At 40.1% G+C, this 6,117-nt stretch carries 5 protein-coding genes; 2 read left to right on the forward strand and 3 right to left on the reverse strand.

What is annotated here, in order from left to right; translation table 11 throughout:
- The 3 genes from casB to cas3 all read right to left on the reverse strand — a co-directional run.
- A partial coding sequence (gene casB / locus LDL35_RS13950) for a type I-E CRISPR-associated protein Cse2/CasB (protein WP_304023534.1) occupies positions 1–349 on the reverse strand: 349 nt, incomplete at its 3' end.
- Positions 346–1,944 carry a type I-E CRISPR-associated protein Cse1/CasA gene (gene casA / locus LDL35_RS13955; RefSeq protein ID WP_304023536.1) on the reverse strand — a complete coding sequence of 533 codons (1,599 nt, stop codon included), beginning with the start codon at positions 1,942–1,944 and terminating at the stop codon, positions 346–348. The genes casA and casB, both read right to left, overlap by 4 nt.
- A 30-nt stretch (positions 1,945–1,974) precedes the next feature.
- Complete coding sequence (cas3, locus tag LDL35_RS13960) at positions 1,975–4,728, reverse strand: CRISPR-associated helicase Cas3' (protein ID WP_369694945.1); 2,754 nt, start codon at positions 4,726–4,728, stop codon at positions 1,975–1,977.
- Between the two features lie 253 nt (positions 4,729–4,981).
- On the opposite strand from cas3, the gene LDL35_RS13965 reads away from it, so the two are divergent.
- Both LDL35_RS13965 and LDL35_RS13970 read left to right on the forward strand, forming a co-directional pair.
- On the forward strand, positions 4,982–5,356 hold the full coding sequence (locus LDL35_RS13965; RefSeq protein ID WP_304023539.1) for a hypothetical protein: 375 nt from the start codon (positions 4,982–4,984) through the stop codon (positions 5,354–5,356).
- 467 nt (positions 5,357–5,823) lie between these two features.
- Positions 5,824–6,117: hypothetical protein (locus tag LDL35_RS13970; RefSeq protein WP_304023540.1), on the forward strand; the 294-nt coding region annotated here is incomplete at its 3' end.

Raw genomic sequence — 6,117 nt, forward strand, 5'->3', positions numbered from 1 at the left:
CGGGATATGATTCACACCGAATAAGTTTTCGAAATCTCGCTTCACTAACAGAGGGGGTCTGACCTATTCTGCTCTCACCCATCTGCTGAGCAAAAGTAACACCAGAAATGTCTTCTTTCACATGAGCAAGACTTACTGCAATCAAAGCCAAAGCCTCTCTTCTCACCATTCCATGCGGTAAAAGACTCTGATAAAGCCTGTGAAAAGCCGGACAAAAAAACACTTCTGTAAGATCATGACACCTCCGTAACTCAGCACTATCTCCACGGCTCTCAATCAATCCCTTCCACCAGGAGTGAATTTTCCCCCTGACAGGATCTGATTCAATAGATAGATATACATCAGTCATAGCTTTTTCTCCTCCATTGAGTCTTTCATGAGAAGACCCAGTAATGAAATAACTTTTTTCGTGTTCTCTCCGGTAAATTTTTTAAATTTGATTCGGGCATCGATAACACTCTTAGGATCATTCAGATCGCTGATGAATGAAACCTGGGTATAATAATCAAATAACAAAACAGAATGACCAACTAACATACGATACCATTCACGCTTTATTTGATCTATCTGCTCCACATTTCCCAAAGAGAAAAAAAGTCTATCAAGTGTAGCATAGAACAATTCCTCAGTCTCATTCCAAAATCGGGATCTTAAATCAACAGGTTCTTTTCCTTTATTACCATGTCCTGAAATTGCGTCCTTTATTGAGCCGGCAAGAGACTGCAACACATATTCTGCTGTAAGTATAAGATTTGAAACAATATTTTCAAATAATTCTCTCTTTTTCTCATCATCCAGCAGGTAGATTGGCATCCGGCTTTCATACCAGCATCTGGCTTTTGCATTATCCATATCATATCCAAATGACCATAACCTAACCTTTTTAAATGATTTCCGCTTTAAACGAATAATATTATTCTGAAAATTTGTTACAGTTCTGGAAACCTTGATATTCCTTGACGAATCCGGAATAATCAGACCCATAAAATTTCGATACGTAATACCCCCGGGTTGAAGATGAATTGGGCGATAAACTTCTTTATCCAGGTAATAAGGAGTAAGTGTGTGATTGTCCCAGGTTTCGTCATAATCAACTCCATGAGGTTTCGTATGATATGTCAACACGGTTGCTGAAGATGCAAGACCACATACATCACAGGCCCCTACCGGCTTGTCCTCAAAATCAAGTAATATCCGTCTTCCCATACCCCAGAACATCTGTAAAGGATTAACATCGATCACGCCAGTTTTTTCCTTTTTATCACTCAGGCGAATCTTCCCAAACCAGGGAAAGATCATATCCATACTCTTTTTTTGTTTTGCTATCGCATCTCCAAAAAATTTTATTGAAGGAATAATATTCAGACATACCGTCTCCCACAATGTCTCCCCCAAGATTACAGACGTTAATGGCCCCCCACCTCGTAAACCTGTTTTATGCCCAGCTCCACCACCCGGTCCATTAACCTGAAGAGTAAATAAAGCCATAGCAGCACAAGAGGGACACATCTGCTTTACAGTATCGCGTTTAACAAAAAAATCAGTATTTTTCTTGACCGTATTCTCCCCAGGCATTTCAATAAGAAGACCGTCAACTGAATTTTTCTTCTCATCACCAATACTGATATCCTGCATAAATCTGGGGCCTTTACCATCAAGATAGAAGGCATCCTGAATCTGCTTGAAGTGTTCCTTCAATACATCTGAAGGAATTACATTATCTAACCGGTCAGTCCATTCTTTATCCGATTCAGGAGGACAGACAGTCTGAATTAGTCCTATCAGAAACTGAATAAGAGCTCCATTAAAATCTGGACGTGAAGCATTAAGTTCAATCACCGGATTGGTGCCATAATCCGAGGTTATCTGATACGGAGCAATAAGACAAGAATCACCGTTCTTCCTTACGACAGGAATCCAGGCATCATATAATAGATGGATCATCTCCGAACCTCATAATTGTAAGTCTGATTATTACGTATTTTCGGCATTACTATAAACCTTATCATCTGAACATATGACCAGACCTTTCTCTGTGTCATACTCTAGTACCATCTTCTTCCCCTTAGGGTGAACCACGGGACAATAATAATAGTCATCGATTGGAATTAAAGGAATAATTCTATCTTTTTTCCCTCCATCTGGTAAAATTGAATATAAACGATTCATCTCTGACTCAATCAAGGGGCTAACAGTAATCCTCACATCATATGTTCGTTGAGAAACAGTAATTCTGCTCATATCGATAGAATATCGATCCATATCTCTCCATAAGGATAAAACATTATTAACCGGATCCCACCTGCATAAAAGAACCTGAATCGTCGGATCTGCAAGACGTGTTTTATCTACATCATCCTCCCCCCATAGCCCAGAACCAAGTTCATATCCCGATGATATATTCAGTGCACGACTCCCCGCTAAACCTTCAGCCTTCCTGTCTTTATTTTCTGTCTCTTTATCCCGCTCAATTAATGCAGATGGTATATATGGAGGTAATTGAGGATCATACACAGATTCAATCAAAAATCGTGATCTATCAGGAGTCCGGATCGAACCTTCACTTCGAAGCAGTTCTGCAGTCTTCCACAACAGACCATGATATGGGTATACATACCCTCCACCGGGAAATACCTCTGAATACCATGAATCTTTCGGATTGTCATCAAAAGGGGGGGAATAAATCGCCAGTACCGGCTTGTCTCTCATCCCACGACTATGACGATGCAACCGTCCTGCTCGCTGAATAACCAAATCAATGGGTGCCAGATCAGTAACCATTACATCAAAATCTATGTCAAGGGACTGTTCAACCACCTGAGTTGCAATCAACAAAACTCCTCTGCGATCTTCATCCAGACTCTGTGTCCCAAATTGAGTAAGCACTTCTCGCTCTCGTTCAAGACGATCTCCCATAGCAAAGCGTGCATGGAACAATAGAATTTTCGACGCAACATCGCGGTCTTTCATCATCTTATATGCCGATATCGCATCAGATACGGTATTCCGAATCCAACAGGCACATTTTCCAGATCGTAATTCTTTATTCAGGTACTCTGAAACTCCATCGATTGTATGAAAAAAAGTAACCTTAACATCGCGTTCAGTTCCAGGCCTGCATAAAAAAGGAATTTGTCTACATTCATGTGGATGAATATGAGTTATTAATGGATATTCATCTACAAAATCTAATGATGGAGCATATCCTGCTCCATTCGAAAAACCAGTGATGTACTCTTCCTTCTGATTTTTCGGAAGTGTAGCAGAGAGAAGAATCGCACTTCCGCCAAGAGCTGCATGAAAAGAGAGAAGGGAACGTAACAAACGATTCATAAACCGGTCATAAGCATGAACCTCATCAACAATAAGAACATTCCTGGCAATACCAAATAAACGGAGAGACTGATGTTTCACAGGGAGCACTCCAATAAGCCCTTGATCAATCGTTCCAACCCCAATGGATGCAAGAAGTGAAGATTTTTTATGATCTGCTAGCCATCTTGCACATACTGCCTCACCAGATTCCTCACCTTGAGGATGATCCAATCCACATGAGAGATCATCATACGGACCGATAGTCTGAAGAAAAGAATCTGACAAATGACGGGAACCATGAGCAAGAATCAGTGAGGGACGGTTTTCTCCCTGACAATATAACCGTTGATAACAGTCCTTCATCCGCTCATACATCGCATTCGCAGTCGCCATGGTTGGGAGTCCCACATAAATACCTTCCCCATATCCATCATTCATTAAACGGTGAGCAAGAGTGACTGCAGCCTCGGTCTTCCCTCCTCCGGTTGATTCTTCAATAATAAACAGATGAGGTCCGGCCCCTAATTGAAGGGTGCTCACTAACTCCTGAAGCGGACTTGGAGCTCTTTCTCCAGCAGAGAATACAGGAAATAATGATCGAATGCCCGTTTCAGGATTCACCGGATAATCAGATAACCCACAAACCGGTAAGGCCCGCTCAGCAATATCAAGAGTTTGTTTCCAGTAAACCTTAAGCGGTATCTTACTATTATGGAACGGGAAAAATCCTGAAGAGCCTATCCAGTCAGAGATGATAACGAGCCCTGCTAGTAACCATGAAATTTGAGCACTGAGGGATTCATCATCCTGAGTCGGGATTTTGGTATTGAGATCATGAAGAAACAGATGGGCAGATTCTTGTACAAAATCTGAGGCAGCAGAGATGTCATCATCAGTCACAACCAGATAATGAGGAGTATAATTTATTGCACCCATATCGGGAGGCATTCCATGATGCCCAAATGTGGCATTCAGACAATATTTGTATCCTAAATAGAATTCTAACAAATCACCATCACAAAGATTTTTGGTAAGATTGAGATCGGTTTTTTCAAAAATTTTTTCAAATATCTTGATTCCAAGATTGCTATGATGAAGCTGATTACATAATCTTGGATCTCTTCCATGAATTTGAAGAAAAATATCCTTCACCATTCCCTGAAAACTTTCAGAAAACTTACCAAGATCATGAATAGCAAGAATAAAACATATTAATGGAATAACCTGATCCTGATTAATTCTCAGTACAGAAGATATCCTTTGTACCAGAATTGGATGATGAGATAAAATCCTGTTTCCAACTGCCGCAACATCAAGAGAATGATATACGAGGAGATGATAGCGAGGCTCACAATCAATTCTGGCTTTTCCCCAGTACTGATACATACGATCTGCCCCTTGCATAAATATCATGATCGTCTATACTGTTATAGAGATGACCAGTTGAACATTATATAATAATAGACTCGTTTTAATTCATTATTTATCCAGATATTTTCGATTTAAAACCAAATACGATCAAAACGAAAGGTTAATCCTTACGATTCAACCACTCGGAATAAATGAGGGAGAAGAACAATTCATCAAAGACCTTGCCGGCTATCTCACCTCTGAAAAGGATCGGTATTCCGGGTATGAATGTTTTCTCCTCCGGAACCGTACACGAGTGGGAGTCGGACTCTTCGAAACCGCTTACTTTTATCCAGACTATATCTTCTGGATGATCCAGGGAGACCGGCAGCAGATCGTCTTCCTTGATCCTTATGGACTTGCCCATGACACGGACAAAGATCGGGAAAAACATAATCTCTGCAAAAACATCAGAAAAGAATACGAACCCTTCATCCAAAAAAGATTAAAAGAGAAAGGGATAACAACCGAGATACTCCTTGATGCATATATCATCTCCGTCACCGACCAAAAGACGGTGAGTGAGACATTCCGGGGAATGCCAACGAAAAGCCATGTCGTGTATCAGAAAAATCCCGGGTATATCCGGGAGATATTTGAGGGGCTTGCGATAGTTCAATTGGATACATGAAATAATGTTTAACGGGGCGAATGAGTACTAGACAGGTCAGGGCAAACACATCAGAGAGTCGGAACCAAATTGAGCAATATTTCTTATCCGAGCCTCAATAAAGCCAAGGTTTTACATTTGCAAATATTCACTCTCCTTTCAGATAGTCAGAAGGATTCCATATTTCAAGGTAAAAGAAAGCAATAAAAAAATAATCCCTTCCAAATAATGATCTAGTCGTGAAAACATACCAAACAAAAGATATTCCCCCTGTTTACAGGGTAGATTTGTCCGAGACTCAAAAGAAGGCGATAAACGAATAGGTCAAAGATTCCACATACATTAATGCAGCAGCACGATATGGCCATAATGCTGATGAGTTTAAAAGACACCCTGAAAAATTCGATGAGGCGAATCAACAAAAGATAATTTTAGAGAGATTAATTTCAGAAGAATCACTGAAACAATCGTATGAAGTCTTTTGAGGTTTGAAAGAATATGATATCATTCGAACAAAGAAGACCCTTGAGGAAATTAAAACAACCAATAAAGCGACCGAATTATTTGACGATGGGTTTAATGCTGTCTCTTTTAATGAAGATACCCCTTTCATTTATGCAACCCCAGATGAGAATGGAGAAATATGGATGTATTCAGCAAATCTAAACGAGGGGTATCCTGCATTATTTATCGGTAATGAAAACCCCCAATATTTAGGATACAGAAAAGAGGGGGAGATTTTGATTAACAGAAAAACGATATTTTCAATAATTGGGGACGAA

This window comes from Methanospirillum hungatei (assembly GCF_020216685.1).
Taxonomy (GTDB): domain Archaea; phylum Halobacteriota; class Methanomicrobia; order Methanomicrobiales; family Methanospirillaceae; genus Methanospirillum; species Methanospirillum hungatei_B.